Raw genomic sequence first — 587 nt, 5'->3', positions numbered from 1 at the left:
TGAGAGATACCCTTAAAAAAGAAATGTGCCGAGCTGACCGAACAGGCAACCCCCTTTCTCTGGTTTCCCTTGAAGTCGATTACTTCCCTCAAATTCAAGACATGCACGGTCTCCCAAATACAAACGACCTTCTTGCTCGATTTGCAGAGACACTTAAAGCAATGATTCGCGCAGGAGATAGCGACTACTTTGATGGAAAGCAGACCTCTTACCTCCTCTTACCTTGCACACCTTCAGAGGGCGTTTTAGTTATTGCGGAAAGAATTCGACGCACCATAGAGGAATGCAACTGGCCAGTGGTTGATGCAATTACGGTTAGCCTGGGCTGCACAACCTATATACCTGATGACTGCTCAGGCGATCGAGATGGCGAAGCAAAGAAATTAATTGAGAACGCTCAGATTGGTTTGATCGAAGCACAAAAAAACGGCCATAACCGCGTCTGCCTGCATAGTCACTAAACAGACAAGTTCGTTGTTTACAGCTTTCTCCCCTCTATTGGCGAAAGCTCAAGACTTCTGACAATTTGTCTCGCTTGTCATTAGTGTGTAAAGTGACCCAACGAGGCTAAGTCTGTTTACCCCGGC

General features: G+C 46.5%; 1 protein-coding gene. It reads left to right on the top strand.

Features of this window, described 5'->3' with window-relative positions:
- A partial coding sequence (locus tag A3756_RS20705; RefSeq protein ID WP_156490648.1) for a GGDEF domain-containing protein occupies positions 1–461 on the top strand: 461 nt, incomplete at its 5' end.
- Positions 462–587: the final 126 nt, after the last annotated feature.

The sequence above is a fragment of the Oleiphilus sp. HI0086 genome, from assembly GCF_001635225.1.
Note: the sequence above shows the minus strand (reverse complement) of the source record. Positions and strands in the feature narration are given on the sequence as shown.